This is a genomic window from Neptunomonas marina (assembly GCF_004005935.1).
Lineage (GTDB): Bacteria > Pseudomonadota > Gammaproteobacteria > Pseudomonadales > Balneatricaceae > Neptunomonas > Neptunomonas marina.
This window is the reverse complement of record NZ_SACQ01000007.1, coordinates 119198-134465: the sequence shown is the minus strand read 5'-3', so window position 1 is coordinate 134465 and position 15268 is coordinate 119198. Positions and strand designations below refer to the sequence as shown.

At 51.7% G+C, this 15268-nt stretch carries 18 protein-coding genes and 1 other RNA gene; 7 read left to right on the top strand and 12 right to left on the bottom strand.

The window, feature by feature from the left end; all coding sequences use genetic code 11:
- Nucleotides 1-121: 121 nt before the first annotated feature.
- A complete protein-coding gene (locus tag EOE65_RS14615; RefSeq protein ID WP_127695062.1) occupies nt 122-775 on the top strand; it encodes a histidinol-phosphatase in 654 nt (217 codons plus the stop codon).
- 23 nt (nt 776-798) lie between these two features.
- Here EOE65_RS14615 and EOE65_RS14610 read toward each other — a convergent pair whose 3' ends face one another.
- From EOE65_RS14610 to EOE65_RS14570, 9 genes are all read right to left on the bottom strand, one after another.
- The gene (locus EOE65_RS14610) at nt 799-1203 is read right to left on the bottom strand and encodes a CBS domain-containing protein (protein ID WP_127695061.1); all 405 of its coding nucleotides are present in this window, start codon (nt 1201-1203) and stop codon (nt 799-801) included.
- A 125-nt stretch (nt 1204-1328) separates the two neighbouring features.
- Nucleotides 1329-2366 carry an NADP(H)-dependent aldo-keto reductase gene (locus EOE65_RS14605; RefSeq protein WP_127695060.1) on the bottom strand — a complete coding sequence of 346 codons (1038 nt, stop codon included), beginning with the start codon at nt 2364-2366 and terminating at the stop codon, nt 1329-1331.
- Nucleotides 2367-2432: 66 nt separating this feature from the next.
- Nucleotides 2433-3629 (bottom strand): class I SAM-dependent rRNA methyltransferase, encoded by a 1197-nt coding sequence (locus EOE65_RS14600; RefSeq protein WP_127695059.1) that lies wholly within the window; start codon nt 3627-3629, stop codon nt 2433-2435.
- 94 nt (nt 3630-3723) lie between these two features.
- Nucleotides 3724-4116 carry a glycine cleavage system protein GcvH gene (gene gcvH / locus EOE65_RS14595; protein WP_127695058.1) on the bottom strand — a complete coding sequence of 131 codons (393 nt, stop codon included), beginning with the start codon at nt 4114-4116 and terminating at the stop codon, nt 3724-3726.
- A 23-nt stretch (nt 4117-4139) separates the two neighbouring features.
- Nucleotides 4140-5243 carry a glycine cleavage system aminomethyltransferase GcvT gene (gcvT, locus tag EOE65_RS14590; RefSeq protein WP_127695057.1) on the bottom strand — a complete coding sequence of 368 codons (1104 nt, stop codon included), beginning with the start codon at nt 5241-5243 and terminating at the stop codon, nt 4140-4142.
- A gap of 135 nt (nt 5244-5378) precedes the next feature.
- Nucleotides 5379-6629, bottom strand: coding sequence for an FAD-dependent monooxygenase (locus EOE65_RS14585; RefSeq protein WP_240657010.1), 1251 nt, complete (start codon nt 6627-6629; stop codon nt 5379-5381).
- Between the two features lie 11 nt (nt 6630-6640).
- Nucleotides 6641-7900: a 2-octaprenyl-6-methoxyphenyl hydroxylase gene (gene ubiH, locus EOE65_RS14580; RefSeq protein WP_127695056.1), complete on the bottom strand. Its 1260-nt coding sequence runs from the start codon at nt 7898-7900 to the stop codon at nt 6641-6643.
- 5 nt (nt 7901-7905) lie between these two features.
- Nucleotides 7906-9231, bottom strand: a complete 1326-nt coding sequence (pepP, locus tag EOE65_RS14575) for a Xaa-Pro aminopeptidase (protein ID WP_127695055.1) — start codon at nt 9229-9231, stop codon at nt 7906-7908.
- Between the two features lie 26 nt (nt 9232-9257).
- On the bottom strand, nt 9258-9842 hold the full coding sequence (locus tag EOE65_RS14570) for a UPF0149 family protein (RefSeq protein ID WP_127695054.1): 585 nt from the start codon (nt 9840-9842) through the stop codon (nt 9258-9260).
- A gap of 149 nt (nt 9843-9991) precedes the next feature.
- On the opposite strand from EOE65_RS14570, the gene EOE65_RS14565 reads away from it, so the two are divergent.
- The 4 genes from EOE65_RS14565 (at nt 9992) to EOE65_RS14550 (ending at nt 11393) form a co-directional block, all read left to right on the top strand.
- Entirely contained in the window at nt 9992-10201 is a 210-nt protein-coding gene (locus tag EOE65_RS14565) for a TIGR02449 family protein (RefSeq protein ID WP_127695053.1), read from the top strand.
- A complete protein-coding gene (locus EOE65_RS14560) occupies nt 10198-10527 on the top strand; it encodes a cell division protein ZapA (RefSeq protein WP_127695052.1) in 330 nt (109 codons plus the stop codon). The genes EOE65_RS14565 and EOE65_RS14560 overlap by 4 nt, the downstream gene beginning before the upstream one ends.
- Nucleotides 10528-10621: 94 nt before the next feature.
- Nucleotides 10622-10799: non-coding RNA, 6S RNA (gene ssrS / locus EOE65_RS14555), on the top strand.
- Between the two features lie 3 nt (nt 10800-10802).
- Nucleotides 10803-11393 carry a 5-formyltetrahydrofolate cyclo-ligase gene (locus EOE65_RS14550; RefSeq protein ID WP_127695051.1) on the top strand — a complete coding sequence of 197 codons (591 nt, stop codon included), beginning with the start codon at nt 10803-10805 and terminating at the stop codon, nt 11391-11393.
- 24 nt (nt 11394-11417) lie between these two features.
- Here EOE65_RS14550 and EOE65_RS18370 read toward each other — a convergent pair whose 3' ends face one another.
- Nucleotides 11418-11552 carry a hypothetical protein gene (locus tag EOE65_RS18370; protein WP_276317528.1) on the bottom strand — a complete coding sequence of 45 codons (135 nt, stop codon included), beginning with the start codon at nt 11550-11552 and terminating at the stop codon, nt 11418-11420.
- Between the two features lie 341 nt (nt 11553-11893).
- Here EOE65_RS18370 and EOE65_RS14545 point away from each other — a divergent pair, with 341 nt between their 5' ends.
- Nucleotides 11894-12409 (top strand): glycine cleavage system transcriptional repressor, encoded by a 516-nt coding sequence (locus tag EOE65_RS14545; RefSeq protein WP_338067681.1) that lies wholly within the window; start codon nt 11894-11896, stop codon nt 12407-12409.
- A gap of 34 nt (nt 12410-12443) precedes the next feature.
- Here the strand turns inward: EOE65_RS14545 and EOE65_RS14540 are convergent, their stop codons facing one another.
- The gene (locus EOE65_RS14540) at nt 12444-13637 is read right to left on the bottom strand and encodes a YbfB/YjiJ family MFS transporter (protein ID WP_127695049.1); all 1194 of its coding nucleotides are present in this window, start codon (nt 13635-13637) and stop codon (nt 12444-12446) included.
- A 184-nt stretch (nt 13638-13821) separates the two neighbouring features.
- Between EOE65_RS14540 and EOE65_RS14535 the strand changes: the two genes are divergently transcribed.
- Entirely contained in the window at nt 13822-14091 is a 270-nt protein-coding gene (locus tag EOE65_RS14535) for a GlsB/YeaQ/YmgE family stress response membrane protein (RefSeq protein ID WP_127695048.1), read from the top strand.
- Between the two features lie 16 nt (nt 14092-14107).
- Here EOE65_RS14535 and EOE65_RS14530 read toward each other — a convergent pair whose 3' ends face one another.
- A complete protein-coding gene (locus EOE65_RS14530) occupies nt 14108-15151 on the bottom strand; it encodes a GGDEF domain-containing protein (RefSeq protein ID WP_127695047.1) in 1044 nt (347 codons plus the stop codon).
- Nucleotides 15152-15268 lie beyond the last annotated feature (117 nt).

Genomic DNA, 15268 nt, shown 5'->3' with positions numbered 1-15268 from the left:
CTATTGTTCCACACTTCACGTCATCCGCAAATAGCCTGCCAACTTGTTATTTTTTCTCAAAAATTGAAAGGCTCAGCACATCCCTCTATGCTAGCCAACGAAGCAAAATGGAGAGTAAAACGTGAGCTTGGCGATTTTTGATTTAGACAACACTTTGTTGAACGGTGATAGTGACCACGCGTGGGGGGAGTTCCTGTGTGAGCAGAACATTGTTGATACCGACGCCTATCGTCAGGCCAACGATTACTTTTATGAGCGCTACCAAGCGGGCTCATTAGATATTGGCGAATTTCTCGCGTTCGCACTCAAGCCGCTTAAAGAGATCGAACCAGACCGACTATTCGCGCTGCGCGAACAGTTTCTCGAGCAAAAAGTGACTCCAATGATCACCGATAAAGCACGCGCGTTGTTACAAAAACACCGCGAGCAAGGCGACTACCTACTGATCATCACGGCCACCAACCGCTTTGTCACCGAACCGATCGCAAACCTGCTGGGCGTCGACGAAATTCTCGCTACCGACCCTGAAATGGTCGATGGCCGATATACCGGCAACGTGTCTGGTACGCCCTGCTTCCAAGAGGGCAAAGTGACTCGCCTACACAGCTGGCTTGCAAGCAATGATCACTCCCTTGAGGGCAGCTACTTTTACAGCGACTCACGCAACGACCTACCGCTACTAGAGCTGGTCAACAACCCTGTAGCGGTCGATGCAGATCCAACACTCGCAGCCACAGCCGCTGAACACGGCTGGCCGCACATCTCTCTGCGCTAAGTACAGAAAGTACGCTGCGGCACTTAAACGGCGCCGCAGCTTTTTAGCTGATCATTCAGTGCACGCATCACCTGAGTGCGGCTAATCATCCCCAGCAAGCGTTCCTCTTCAACGACGGGAAACAACTTCGGACGATCTTTGCCAAGCATCTGCGCCAACTCCAAAACAGACAGTTCGGGAGACACAAACAGCGGGCTATCGCGCATAATATCGCGCACCGTTAAGTGCGAATCACAGTGATAGCTATCGGACACAAGCGCCCGCAAACAGTCCTGCTCCGATAAGAAGCCAACCAGTTGCTGCGCCTCATCAATGACCGGCAAGCCTAAATAGCCACTATCGAGAATCGTATCGACCGCCGTGGTCAGCGGTGCATTCGCTGGCAAACGGGCTACCTGTGAATCCATAAGCTCTTTGACTTTTAACATCGAATCTCTCCTGTGCTGATCCATGTATCGTGAACCTCAGGTTTTAGTATCGTTGCTAAAGTGCCGCAGCGCTAATCACTTCTGGCTATCTAGGCTATAGCAGAGCCTTATCGAGGAGACTGCGACTAGGGCGCGGGGTTAGGTTGCTGCTCATGAATCGCCTCGATGGCATTCATCAACTCAGGCGTCAGCTCCAGTGCATCCGCTGCGATGTTTTCCTCTAACTGTGCCCGTGTGGTGGCACCGATAATATTGGCACCCAAGAAAGGCTGGCTATTTACAAATGCCAACGCCATCTGCGCAGGACTCAACCCATGCTCCCGCGCAAGCGCAACATAAGCTTCTGTCGCCGCAACACCGCGAGGCTTCACGTAGCGCTCGTAATGGGGGTAAAGCGCCAAACGAGAACCGGCTGGGCGCTGCCCATTGAGGTATTTGCCGGATAGCACACCAAAGCCTAGTGGCGAGTATGCGAGCAAACCTACATTTTCACGGTGCAGCACCTCTGCCAAGCCCACTTCATCTTTGCGATTAAGCAAATTGTAGGGGTTTTGTACTGATACAACGCGAGGCAACCCATGGGCCGCAGCCACTTGAAGAAACTTCATCACTCCCCATGGCGTCTCGTTTGATAAGCCGATGTAGCGAATTTTTCCCTCATCCACCAGCTCCTTCAAGGCATATAGGGTATCTATAATCGGCGTACCCGGTTGGCTTGGATTGTGCCGATAACCCAACTGCCCAAAGTAGTTACAGCTACGGTCAGGCCAGTGCAACTGGTATAGGTCGATATAATCCGTCTGCAAACGCTGCAAACTACCCTCAACGGCCGTACGTAGATTTTCACGATCAAAACCTATATCGGGCCGTAAATAGCTCACCATATCGGCAGGCCCTGCCGCCTTGGTCGCCACAATTATCTCTGCACGATTATTGCGTTCCCTCATCCAGTTGCCAATGAAAATTTCTGTACGCCCCTGCCATTTGGCGTCAGTCGGTACCGGGTACATCTCCGCAGCATCTATAAAATTCACGCCGTGCTCAACGGCGTAGTCAAGCTGTTCGTGTGCCTCCTGCTCAGTATTCTGGCTACCAAAGGTCATCGTACCGAGACAAGTCCGACTAACAAGGAGACCGCTGTGGCCTAACGTCTGATAATGCATATAGGCTCCCTTTTGTGCTAAAAAAACGCTCCGAAAACGGAGCGTTGTATGTAAGCTAACGGTGATCTAGTTGTTCGGCAACACGCGAACACAGAAGGATTTTAAGTAATCCGTTTCTGGAATGGCTGGGTGAACGGGATGATCCGCACCTTGATGGCCTTGATCAAAGATCTGTGCGCTGCGATCAAGCTCGCGTGCATTAGAGCGGATAATATCCACAAGCCGCTCGCGCTGCAGATGCATAGAGCAAGAGGCGCTGACCAAGATACCGCCCTTATCTAGAAGACGCATCGCTAGATTATTGATACGCGCATAGGCACGCTCACCATTTTTAATATCTTTACGGCGCTGAATAAACGCAGGTGGATCAACCACCACGACATCAAATTTCTCTTTCTCTTGAATCAACGCTTTGCAGGTATCGAACGCATCACCTTGCAAGCCAATAAAGCGATCTTCAGCGGCGTTAATGCGTGCGTTTTCTAAGGCAACTTCGAGCGCCGTTTCAGATGCATCCACACAGGTCACCTCAGAGGCACCTGCCGCGAGCGCTTGTACGCCCCAACCACCGACATAACTAAACAAATCAAGCACTCGCTTACCATCACAGTGGCGCTGCATCGCTGCGCGATTATTACGGTGATCGTAGAACCAGCCCGTCTTTTGACCCGTCAGTACAGGTGCCAATAGAGACACGCCGTTTTCCTCCAGCGGGCACAGTTCGTCCACCGAGCCTTGCACAACCTCGATATAGCTTTCCATGCCTTCAGTTGCTCGCATCTTGCCATCGCAGCGCAGCACGATAGCTTCGGGCATGAACACCTTATTCAGAGCCGAGACGATATCCTCAACCACCGTTTCCATACCCGCAGTAGAGATCTGTACCACGAAAACATCATAGAAACGGTCAATTACTAATCCCGGCAAACCATCGCTGTCACCGTACACCAATCGATAGCATGGTTTATCGAAACACGCTTCTCGCAGCGATAGCGCAATATTCAGACGGTGCACCAGCAAAGAACGATCTAAACGGTACTTTGTCGAGCGGCTAATTATACGGCCACAGATCAGCGTATTGGGGTTCACATAGGCAACACCTAGCGACTTACCATTGCTCGCCTCCACCAGCACTTGCTCGCCCGGCTCAAACTGTTTTAGAGGCGAGCGTTTGTTGTCTACTTCATTACTGTAGATCCAGATATGGCCAGCGCGTAAACGGCGCTCAGCGCCCTGATTAAGCAGCAAGGTTTTCAATGACATGATTCTCTCTGTCGGTATAAATAGAAGTCCCGGCACAAGCCGGGACAGAAAAAGCGCTAGATCTACCCACTTCGCGCGGGTTTAGCCACGTTAATTACGACTCATCGTCGCACACATCGCTGTATGCATCAGCGCTGAGCAGCTCGTCCATCTCGGCTTGATCGGATAGTTTAACACGGAAGAACCATCCCTCACCGTATGGATCAGAATTGGCAAGTTCTGGAGAGTCTTCAAGCTGATCGTTGATCGCAACCACCTCGCCAGAAACCGGAGCATAAAGGTCAGATGCCGCTTTCACCGACTCGACCACGCCTGCGTCTTCACCGGCAGCGAACTCTGCACCGACGTCAGGCAGCTCAACGAAGACCACATCGCCCAGCAGCTCTTGCGCATGATCGGTAATACCGATGGTTACCGTACCATCGCCCTCATCGCGGACCCATTCATGACTCGCCACATACTTTAGTTCGCTACGAATCTCGCTCATTTCTACGATTCCTGTCAGTTGAGTTAAGAATAAACCTGCGCACCGTTGCGCACGAAGGGCGGCCGAACAACTGCCACATCAACCAGTTTACCACGTAGCTCGACCTGTGCCTTCTCTGATGTTGCGGATGGCACACGCGCCATGGCGATCGATTTGCCTAACGTGGGCGAAAACGTGCCGCTAGTGATGACACCTTCACCGGCACCGTCAACTAGCACGCGCTGACCTGCACGTAACACTCCGCGCTGCTCCATGACCAGCCCCACCAGCTTATCGCCAACCCCAGCCAAGCGCTGTGCGGCCAGTGCATCACGGCCACAGAAGGCTCTCGTTTCAGGTTCCCATGCGATGGTCCAAGCCATGCCCGCAGATAGTGGACTAATCGATTCATCCATATCTGCACCGTATAGATTCATACCTGCTTCAAGGCGCAGCGTATCGCGCGCACCTAACCCGCAAGGCACAACACCCGCCGCCAAAAGCGCACTCCAGAATGATGATACTTCATCCTCTGGTATCATAATTTCTAGACCATCTTCACCGGTATAGCCAGTCCGGGCAATAAACCACCCCTCCGACTCAACCCCTTGGAAAAGACTCAGTTGCTCAATCAGCTTTTGCCGTGTTTCGCTAACCGCCTGCTTAACTTTCTCAAGCGCGTCAGGCCCCTGTATAGCAACCATCGCTAACTCAGGGCGCTCTGTTAACGCCACATCAAACTTAGCTGCCCGCTCCGCCATCCAACGCAGGTCGTTTGCTCGCGTTGCACAGTTCACCACAACACGGTACCAAGCACCGGTGACATTTGGTTCGGTCATCAGATAGACAATTAGATCGTCTATAACACCGCCGCTCTCGTTCAGCATGGCAGAGTAAAGCGCCTTACCTTTTTGGCTGAGCTTTGCCACATCGTTGGCTAACAGATGCTGCAGGTACTCTTTGGCATCGGCACCTGTGACATCGACAATCGTCATATGGGATACATCGAACATGCCAGCTGACTGGCGTACAGCGTGATGCTCTTCGATTTGAGATCCGTAACTCAGTGGCATTTGCCAACCACTGAAGTCGACCATTTTGCCACCTGCAGAGAGGTGCTGTTCAAATAACGCGGTTTTTATCGCCATGCTGGGAGACTCTTATTGTTGTTACGATCACCGTGCGGAGTGATGGCCCCGCAAAAAAGGGCCAAACAATTTATCGAGATTCCCTAGCCAGATCAATCGCTGGTCAGCCGATTGGGCTTCACACTTGGTCGAATATTAGTGACGAACAGGGCGGCGTGCGATCACAGGTAGATCATCCCCCAGCCCCATCGCTTGATACATGATGTGCTGTTTAACCGGCCCTAAACGGTTAAGGAGGTTCATTCCACTGCTGCGTAACAGCTTTACCGCCGGCATTTCGCTGTCAAATAAACGCTTAAAGCCTTCCATGCTGGCAGCCATCTGTAAGTTGGCGCACTGACGCTGGCGCTGGAAGCGCTTCAGGACCTGCTCGCTGGCGTAGTTTTCACCACGTTGCTTAGCCAAGCTCACTTGCTCAGCCAAGGCTGCTGCATCCATCAAACCCAAGTTTACACCCTGCCCCGCTAAGGGATGGATAGTATGGGCTGCATCGCCGATCACCGCGAGCCCCGGTTTAACGTAGTACTTCGCGTGACGCTGGCGCAATGGGAAGCTACCACGCGCATCAGTGGCGATCACTCGCCCTAAGCGGCCTTCAAACGCACGTGTTAAATGCTGGCAGAATGTATCATCGTCTAGCTCGGATAACTCACGTGCGTGATCGGGAGTGGTGGACCAAACGATTGAGCAGTGATGTGGGTCATCGAGAGGTAAAAAAGCCAGTGGGCCCGTTTCAGTAAAACGCTGCCATGCGGTCTTTTGGTGGGGCTGTTCAGTGGTGACCGTAGTCACAATCGCGTGGTGTCCATAATCCCACTCCCACATAGGAATCGAGGCTAAGCGGCGGATATTGGAGTTTGCCCCATCCGCAGCGATCACTAACGGGGCAGCAAAGGTTCCACCGTCTGTACAACTCACAACGCGTAAGCCGTTCTCGTCTGGCTCGCTCATCCCTGCAACGGATGCTTCGTGGATGAGTTCAACCTGTTCACTCTGCGCCGCCCGTGTCAACAGTGCCGCCACCGTCACCCGGTTTTCAACAATATGGCCCAATGCCGCTTCATGCAGATCTTGGCTAGAGAAGTGAATATTACCGCTACCTACGCCATCCCATACCGCCATTTCGGTATACGGACTGATACGCAGGCTCGCCATGATATCCCAAACACCCAAAGCCTCTAACAAGGTTTGCGAAGCACATGTGAGCGCGCTGACGCGTGCATCATAACCGTGCTCATTTTGCTGCATTGCAGCTTCACACGGGTTTGGTAGCGGCGCACTGCCATGCTCTAAGACTACACTGGTGATACCAGCTTCCGCCAGCGCTAGCGCGGCGGCTAAGCCGACCATGCCACCACCTACAATCACCACGTCTGTATGCTTCACAACGAACTCTCCTACTTCAACTTTGGCGCTTTAATATCCAACCCCATCGCACCGCGTGCAAATAGCGTTTTGGCCGGCCTGCATATATCCAAAAGCTGTAACCCCATATCTCGACCGAGCGCTAACGCGGGATTGGCCGTCGAGAACAGCTTCATCGTTTTATCACTCAAGCCGATGGTGCGCTGCTGATCAGCCATGCGAGCCGTATGGAACTGCTGTAAGCTGCTTAAGCCGCCAAGCGGCTGCTGCGCCTTGCGGGTTGCGATCACGTGATCGGCTAAATCGACCACGCCACGCAGCGCCAAGTTGTAGCCTTGCCCTGCAATAGGATGCAGCGCATGAGCCGCGTTCCCCAATACCACTAACCCTTGGCGAACCTGCTCGTCTGCTAGTGTCAGCTTCAGCGGGTAGCTGGCACGCTCTCCCACCTTGATGAAACGCCCTGCCCGATAGCCAAAGCGCTCCTGCACGGCAGCCATGAATGCATCATCATCGAGTGCCAGAATATCGTCTAACTGCGCATCAGATACCGTCCATACCAGACCACAGCGCGCGATGCCTGCCTGCGGCTGCAACGGCAATAGCGCCATTGGGCCGGTATCGGTAAAACGCTCATAAGCCACACCTTGGTGGTCACGATCAGGGCTGATGTTAGCCACAATAGCATGCTGGCCATACGCTGTTTCTTGGTAAGCAATGCCTAACTGCTCCCGTAATGTGGAGCGGCCGCCATCCGCCAAGACGACGAGCTGCGCACTGAGCTGCTGCTCGCCGCTTTCATGCTTCAGAGTTAACGACATCTGCTGCGCATTTGGTGTGATCTTCTCCACCGTCGCGGGGCATAGAAACTCAACATGATCGGCAGCCTCGTGAGTCTGTATGTGGCGCAGTAAAACCTGACCGAGCCAATGGTTCTCGATCACATACCCAAGCGCTGGAACGCGCTCTTCGCTTGCATTTAAACGCGTCGCGCCAAAATGCCCTTTATCTGACACATGGATCTGCTCGATAGGTGCTACGCCTTTGGCGAGCGCATCCCAGACACCCATCTGCTCATAGATCAGCCGCGAACCATAGGCCAACGCCGTGGCTCGCGCATCATAACTTGGCTGGAATTCCGCAGCCGCCATGCTAGGTAGCGGTACGGCTTCGATGATGGCAATGGAGAGATCCAACGCCTTCGCTTGTGGCAGTAAAGCAGCGGCGAGGCTTGCGCCCACCATGCCGCCGCCCACAATAATCAGATCATAATCGGTTTGCTGGTTCTGCATGTTGTTTAGGCCTGCGCCATCAAGGCTTCGATCTCATCAATCTCTTTAGGTACAGCGTGGGTTAATACGTCGCAGCCTGTCTTAGTCACGACCACGTCGTCTTCTATACGGATACCGATACCACGCCATTTTGGATCAACCGCTTCGTTATCAGGGCTGATATAGATGCCCGGCTCAACGGTCATAACCATACCCGGCACCAGTTCACGCCACTCGCCATGGACGCGATAGTCACCCACATCGTGAACATCCATACCCAGCCAGTGTCCCAAGCGGTGCATATAAAAAGGTTTATACGCTTCTTGAGCTATCAGCTCATCCAGCGCTCCTTGCAAAATACCTAGTTCCAGCAACCCTTGAGTAATAATGCGTACCGATGTTTCCTGCATCTGCTCCCACGGCACCCCAGGTTTGATCTCTTCAATACAAGCGCGTTGTGCAGCTAAGACAATATCGTAGATCTGCCGCTGCGCCTCACTAAAGCGGCCGTTCACCGGAAACGTGCGCGTGATATCACCGGCGTAATAACCCACTTCACAACCGGCATCAATCAGCACCAGATCACCGTCGTTTAACGGAGCCGAGTTCTCAACGTAATGCAGCACGCAGCCATTCTTTCCGCCACCCACAATGCTGGAATACGCGGGTAATCGGCAGCCATGCATTGCAAAATGGTGCATGATTTCCGCTTCGAGCTGATACTCCATCATGCCGGGCTTACACGCTTGCATCGCCCGAACATGGGCTGCCGCCGAGATCTCCCCTGCCGCCCGCATCATCTCAATTTCCGCCTCGGACTTCACCAAGCGCATCTCATTTAAAAGATGTGATAGATCGATCAAACGCTCTGGTGCGATAACGCCTTGGCGCCGCTTACCGCGCATGGTTTGCAGCACACGTTCCACCAGCTTTTCAGTATGGTGGTGCGCTCCCATGCAAAAATAGAGCGATTCAACACCGTTTAGGTATTCACCAAGCCGTGTTTCAAGGTCTTCGATGGAGTACGCCGCATCAGCACCAAAGTTGGCTTTCGCACCATGCGGGCCCTGACGATAACCGTGCCAGATCTCCATTAGTGGGTCGCGAGGCTGACAAAATAAAATGTAACGTACACTGCCATGTTGTTTTAAGAGCAATAGCAACGCATCCGGCTCATCAAACCCGGTTAAGTAGAAAAAGTGGCTATCTTGGCGAAACGGATGCTCTACATCACTGTTACGCGTTGTTAGGCGCGCAGCGGGTACGATAACCGCTGAGTTATCGTCCAGTTGCTCTGCTAGCCGAGCCCGGCGGCTTACAAACTCATCAAAGCTAATCTGCGGCAGCGCCATCTTTCTCTCCTTTTATGTACGATTAATCAGTGCAACTGAGGCGCTGGAGGCGCTTTCTCATCAGGCGTATTGCACTCAGAAAACAGCATCAAGGCTGCCATGCGGACATACTCCTCAAGCTGCGCAAAGTCGGCTTCGCTCTCTTCATCCTCTTCCACCTCAGAGGCGACCTGAGCGATCTGCGATAGATCTTGCAGCGCTTCTTGTGACTCAGCTGACAGCGAGGCGTCAGTCTGTTTACCCTGATAGCCAAAGCCCGTCATAAAACCTTGGCACCAGCGGCCCAGCGCTTCAACGCGCTGACTCAAGCCGTAGTCATCATCAGGTAGCAGCAGCGAGAGGTCTAAATCGGCACCTTCCAGCTGACCCAGTGTTTGCTGATAAAGCCCTAATAGGCCAATTTTGCTGGTTTCATGCTCTAGTTGCGCCAACTCCATCAGCTCGCAGGCCGTGCGTAACCAAATATCCGCTTGTAAACGCGCCCCAGACGCTAACTGCCCAACCAGTAAACCATGTAATTCAGCGGGTGATACGACTTGTACGTTTTCGCTGACCAACAGATTGGCCACCATCTCAAAATTGATCGCTTCGGGGTTTATCTCGGGCGTCATGAATATCTCTCGAGGTTGTTTGCTGTGCTGCCTTGCGGCTTATTGTTGATAATCCTAGCATTCTACCCTATACAGAGCTATGTGGACGCGTTTGACCGGCTGAGGACGCGTGTTTATAGTTCTTTTTGGCGTTTTATTTGGATGCGGGAATGACAGACCACTACTTTATTGCCCTTGAGCAGAAGATCGATCAGCTATTGGCCAGATGTGAACAGTTGGAGCGCGAAAATCAGCGCTTGCTCGCATCTGAGCAGCAAAACCGACAGGAGCGTGCGCGCCTTCTGCAAGCAAATGACCAAACGCGGGCACAGGTCGAGAAGATGATTCAGCGCCTGAAAACACTGGAGCAAAATTCATGAGTAACGAAAGTGGGCACAAGGTCGCCATCAAACTGATGGACAAAGAGTATGTGGTCGGGTGCCCCGATGGCGCAGAAGCCGAGCTATTCGCCTCTGCTGATCTGCTCGATAAAAAGATGCGCGAAATACGCGATAGCGGCAAGGTGCTCGGCTTAGAACGCGTTGCGGTTATGGCTGCTTTGAACCTCTCCCATGAGTTGTTAAAAAGCAAAGAGGAGCAGCGCGAGCACATCGAAACACGCATCCAGCGACTGGGCGCAAAAATTGACTCCTCACTCGAGAAGCTGGCTAAAACGCAACCTGAAGATCTTTCATCTTCAAGTTAAGCGCTTGTTTTTTATACAGCTATTTCGGTTTTCATAGCATCAAAATAAAAAATTACAAGAGCTGACTTTAGTCGCAAGCGCGGTATAATTGAGTTGCTTCCTGGGGTGTTCGATATCTTGTCACGTCCCTCGAGCCGATAATTAACAGTATGGATTTCTTCAGTGGATATTGTGTGCAGGTCCGTTCTCGGAAAGCCTAATATATCTCGGAGATCTCCTCCTTGAACCTTCGGGTTCAGGGCCACGATAAGTAACGGCGCCTTGGGGAGTCCTTCATGCAACTTGAAGAACGTAAGCAATTACGTCAGACGTTACGCCATCGGCGCCGCTCACTATCTGCCAAGCAACATCAGCGTGCTGCCGTGCAGCTCCTAAAGCGCTTAAAAACTCAGGCTTTTTTTCGTACCGCTAAACATATCGCCATTTATCTCCCAAATGACGGCGAGATCGAAACCAACCCGATTATTCAGTGGTGCTGGCAGCACAATAAACAGGTTTATCTTCCCGTCTTGCACCCTCTAGCCCATAACCGGCTATGGTTTGTGCGCTACCGCCCTCGCACAGCGATGACCAAAAATAAATACGGTATTTTGGAGCCGAAGATGCCATTTCGTTTCATCCGCGATGCGCGCAGACTCGATCTGGTATTGATGCCGCTGGTGGGGTTTGATGCTGATGGCGGCCGCTTAGGCATGGGCGGCGGGTACTATGATCGCACCTTCGCTTTTATCAAGCAGCATAATGTGAATCGCCCTAAGCTCATCGGCTTAGCGCATGAGTTGCAGCGGGTAGACACCCTGCCTATTGCCGCTTGGGATGTGCCTGTCGTCGGTGTCGCAACCGACGAGGCAATCTATCTAAATTAATACGTCAAACTAACTCTCTAATCGCTAGCCTGCTCTATCAAATACTTGCGCTACGATATTGTAGAATTGAAAGTCGGTTTGGGAAAAAATCCCTGTGGCTAATGTACCAACAATAAACGCCATAACCACCACTGTTACTAAGTCAGGTCCTTTCTTCATAACACCTAAAAATCCCATACACCAAAAGTCGATACACTATATCGGCAGTTTTCCACAGCTAATTAATAACTTAAATAGCGATCAACGTATTGTTTGCTGCAGATCACAACCTGAATACTCTATGTATGACGGATAATTATGGTTAAAAGTTCAGATTTTATAAAACAAATGTTTCATAACTAGCGAAAAAAACAGAACTTTTACTGATCCACCTAGCCAGCGAAGTGACTTTTTCAATCAGCAAAGTATGACATTTAACGCCATTCTTGCTAAAACGGAACTGAAGAATCACGCAGCTAGCTTTATAAGCTTAGCCGTAAACTGAGTTAGGAACCTATATTATGACGTCACTAGTATTATCCGTTATCGGGCCCGATAAGCCCGGATTAGTAGAGAGCCTTGCCCAAACGGTAGCAAGTCATGGTGGCAATTGGTTGGAGTCGGGGTTATCTCACTTGGGAGGTAAATTTGCGGGTATCGTCATCGTCGACATTGACGAAGCGGCATCAGCACAGCTGCAGCAAGCACTTAACAACTTGGCGAGTGATGGTTTAATCGTAACGAGCGAAGTGATCACGCAAGCTGATAATGTGCCACCCACACAGCCCCTTACCATCGAACTGATCGGCCACGACAAGCCGGGTATTGTGCGCGAGATATCCCAAGCATTGGCGAAGCGCCATGTGAATGTGGAACAGCTCACCACAGCCCTCGTGTCAGGGTCTATGTCTGCCGAGCTGTTGTTCAAGGCCGAAGCGCAGCTATTAGCACCCGAAACACTCGACCTAGATGACCTTCAAGCAGATCTTGAAAACATCGCGAGCGACTTGATGGTTGATATCAGCCTTAACAAATAAACCCTCGCCGACTCTAGCCACTCAGTGGTTAGAGTCAGGCAACCGCTTGAACACGTGCTTCCCGCTTTTCAAGCATAATCAGCAACACAATCACCCCGGTACCAAACGTCACAAAACCACCGGCCAAATAGAGCCCTAGGTTGTAGTTGCCCGCCTGCTGGGCGAGCGCACCGGTGAGCGCTGGCGCCACAATTTGTGCAACGCCATAAGAGAGCGTCATTTTCCCCATCAACTTAGCTGGTTTGGTTGGGAAGAACCGCCCTGCCATTGTTAAAACTAGGCTAACGCAGCCGATAAACGTGCCGCCGTATAGAACGGCACTAAGAAACACACCTGCAAGGCTATCGGTTAGCGCAGGCAAAACGATACCGATGACTTGCACACCATAAGCCAAAGCTAATGCGCGCAAGTAGCCAATAGCACGGGCGATATGATCCCATACGATCGCTGCTGGAATCGCCGCTAGACCTACGAGCAAAAAGACATACTGCCCCATCCCAGTCAGCGTTGGCTGACTCTCGACGATATCAACGATGAAAGTCGCACTGATCACATAACCATATCCAGCACAGAAATAGGCGACCAACAGGAGCGTCATAAACAAACGGCTGGGCGGTGCATCGACAAGCGCCTCGCCTGAAATGGTCATAGGGCGCGTGTCAGGTGTGGGCATCCAACGCCAAGCCGGAACTGCCAGCAGCAGTGCTAAGCCGCCAAGATAGAACCACTGTAGATCCCAACTTATTGCTACATTGACCATCACCTCGATGACAACAGAGACCAGCACGATACCCAAGCCAGCGCCAGCAAAGTGGATACCGAGCTCCGCGCGCTGATGGTGGCGCAGCAACCAGTTCAAAATCAAGCCAGAGGCTAACAACATACCACCAGAGCTCGTCATCCCAGAGACAAACCGAAGGACTAACCAAAGCCAGACATTCTCGGTAAAAGACATCAAGGCCGTCGTGACAACGGCCAAAATCAAATAGATACGATATAGACGATCTTTCAAAGTCAGGCTGCTGACAGATGCCGCAATAATTGCACCCACCATATAGCCAAGATAGTTACCGGCAGCGAGCCACCCACCAACCTGATCGTTGAGCCAAGTTGCCTCCTGCATAATGGGCAGCAACGGCGTGTAAGCAAAGCGCGCCACACCAATCGTAACGAGCATCGAGAAGATCCCCGCCAGTAACACTTTCATACGCTCATAGGTTGTTGGCATCGCTCCCACCATCTTTATCGTTATTAGGCCTTTAAGACTATTAGGTGGAAACCCCAACAACAAATAGATAATTTGGAACAAAGATTTCTCAAAAAAGGAATAAAGGTGACGAGGGGGCGCCGCTTAATTCGATATTCAGCCCCTCTGATGTTTCATATCGACATCAAATTTAAGAGGAAAGAACATGGGTATTTTATCGTGGATCATAATGGGTCTTTTAGCAGGCGCTGTCGCAAAATGGCTGATGCCAGGTAAAGATCCAGGTGGCTGTTTTATGACAATGTTGCTCGGTATCGCAGGCGGTATTGTGGGTGGTTACGTTGGTGCCGAGCTCGGATTCGGTAAGGTGGATAGCTTCAGTTTAGGCAGCTTCGGTTTAGCAATAGCGGGCGCTGTTCTGCTGTTAGTTATCTATCGTTTGGTTGCTGATAAGAAAGACAGCTCAGACGAATAACGACGGTCGGTGCTGGTTACTCAACCGCATCCAGCACCTGACTTTCCCAAGACTTCGACGCTTCAGCAAGGCAGACGCGGTTACGTCCAGAACGCTTCGCTCGGTATAGCGCATCATCTGCACGCTTCATCCACTCGCGCGATGACTCTAGCATCCCCAACTCAGCCACACCAATTGATACCGTCACAGTATGACCAGGGATCAGTTGCGAATCCTCCAACAGACTTCTTACCTGCTCAGCAAGATAGCCAGCCTCCTCTAAGCCACCTTCCACCAGAACCACAAACTCTTCACCGCCATAACGGAACAGACGTTCATTCTTACGAATCGTAGGGCGCAGAAAACGTACAAACTCCTTCAAAAAGGTATCTCCCACCGCATGACCAAACTGGTCATTGATCTGCTTAAAGTGGTCAATATCAAACAGCAGTAAAGCGGCAGAGTGATGGTTTCGCGATACCGAGCTAACAATGCGCTCAATCTCATCATCCAGAGCGCGGCGATTGTTCGCCCCAGTTAGCGGATCGATTGTGGCCTTTTGTTCAAGGCGGTAACGATCTTCACGCATTTTCGTGGAGAACAGGTAAGCAAACAAACACACCAAGATATAGGTAACGATAAAGCTCGAGAGCACAACTGGCGAAACACTATCAGCCACCAGTGTTGCAACCACCACCAACGCAAAGCAGCTGACTGACGCCGCTTCAAATGTCCGTACCATAAAGTAACAGGCAACAGCCGTTGGATAAGCCCAGAAGAGCGCCTCACTGCCGCGCATAGCAACCACCGTCAGCATACCCGCGGTATAGATCAGCGTGAGTAGAATAGTCACCAAGCGCGGACTTCCCTTAAGGTATCCATAGGCGCCCAGCAGAATCATCCCCACCACAATAGCGAGATCGACCATACCGACCAGCCACTGCCCTTGCATAAAGCGCCACGCAGCGAAAGGGAGAATTGCCATCACAGCCAGAACTGCTTGGATAAGCAACAATTCCTGTTCGGGGTTTAGTTTTTTAGCCGGCACAATACCGATAGCCGACAGCGCTTTTTTTATCACCCAGTACGTCTCGCAGTTTATTTGTCCGTAATCGATTACAGTTTATACAGCGCTCCCTGCTTTTACCACTTAAACAAAAAACGGGCCGCAGCCCGTTTTAGATCTCATTTGTATCGC

What these genes read in the sequence shown, in the direction of transcription:
- EOE65_RS14610 (WP_127695061.1), bottom strand. Translation starts at nt 1,203, where the DNA reads ATGTTAAAAGTCAAAGAGCTTATGGATTCACAGGTAGCCCGTTTGCCA.
- EOE65_RS14545 (WP_338067681.1), top strand. Translation starts at nt 11,894, where the DNA reads ATGACGTCACTAGTATTATCCGTTATCGGGCCCGATAAGCCCGGATTA.
- EOE65_RS18370 (WP_276317528.1), bottom strand. Translation starts at nt 11,552, where the DNA reads ATGAAGAAAGGACCTGACTTAGTAACAGTGGTGGTTATGGCGTTTATT.
- EOE65_RS14550 (WP_127695051.1), top strand. Translation starts at nt 10,803, where the DNA reads ATGCAACTTGAAGAACGTAAGCAATTACGTCAGACGTTACGCCATCGG.
- EOE65_RS14605 (WP_127695060.1), bottom strand. Translation starts at nt 2,366, where the DNA reads ATGCATTATCAGACGTTAGGCCACAGCGGTCTCCTTGTTAGTCGGACT.
- EOE65_RS14560 (WP_127695052.1), top strand. Translation starts at nt 10,198, where the DNA reads ATGAGTAACGAAAGTGGGCACAAGGTCGCCATCAAACTGATGGACAAA.
- EOE65_RS14535 (WP_127695048.1), top strand. Translation starts at nt 13,822, where the DNA reads ATGGGTATTTTATCGTGGATCATAATGGGTCTTTTAGCAGGCGCTGTC.
- gcvH (WP_127695058.1), bottom strand. Translation starts at nt 4,116, where the DNA reads ATGAGCGAGATTCGTAGCGAACTAAAGTATGTGGCGAGTCATGAATGG.
- ubiH (WP_127695056.1), bottom strand. Translation starts at nt 7,900, where the DNA reads ATGCAGAACCAGCAAACCGATTATGATCTGATTATTGTGGGCGGCGGC.
- EOE65_RS14600 (WP_127695059.1), bottom strand. Translation starts at nt 3,629, where the DNA reads ATGTCATTGAAAACCTTGCTGCTTAATCAGGGCGCTGAGCGCCGTTTA.
- gcvT (WP_127695057.1), bottom strand. Translation starts at nt 5,243, where the DNA reads ATGGCGATAAAAACCGCGTTATTTGAACAGCACCTCTCTGCAGGTGGC.
- EOE65_RS14570 (WP_127695054.1), bottom strand. Translation starts at nt 9,842, where the DNA reads ATGACGCCCGAGATAAACCCCGAAGCGATCAATTTTGAGATGGTGGCC.
- EOE65_RS14540 (WP_127695049.1), bottom strand. Translation starts at nt 13,637, where the DNA reads ATGCCAACAACCTATGAGCGTATGAAAGTGTTACTGGCGGGGATCTTC.
- pepP (WP_127695055.1), bottom strand. Translation starts at nt 9,231, where the DNA reads ATGGCGCTGCCGCAGATTAGCTTTGATGAGTTTGTAAGCCGCCGGGCT.
- EOE65_RS14565 (WP_127695053.1), top strand. Translation starts at nt 9,992, where the DNA reads ATGACAGACCACTACTTTATTGCCCTTGAGCAGAAGATCGATCAGCTA.